At 68.8% G+C, this 231-nt stretch carries 1 pseudogene; it reads right to left on the bottom strand.

The annotated features are described in order from the left end of the window. A pseudogene (locus tag AC0I8G_RS26310) lies at nt 1-204 on the bottom strand (YebC/PmpR family DNA-binding transcriptional regulator); the annotation flags it as partial. Between the last annotated feature and the right edge of the window lie 27 nt (nt 205-231).

The raw sequence follows: 231 nt of genomic DNA, 5'->3' as shown, positions 1-231 counted from the left end.
CGGTTCTTGTTGTCGGTGAGGCACTCGATGAGGAGCGCGACGCCGCTGGGGCCGTAGCCCTCGTACATGACCGTCTGCCAGTCCGCGCCACCGGCCTCGGCACCGGAGCCGCGCTTGACGGCACGGTCGATGTTGTCGGCGCGCACGGGCGGCGGCGACGGCCTTCTTGTGCTTGGTCGTCGCCCACTTGGAGTGGCCGGACATCTGCTTCCCTCCGCCGTTGCTCTACCT

It is taken from the genome of Kineococcus sp. AC630 (genome assembly GCF_979255925.1).
Note: the sequence above shows the minus strand (reverse complement) of the source record. Positions and strands in the feature narration are given on the sequence as shown.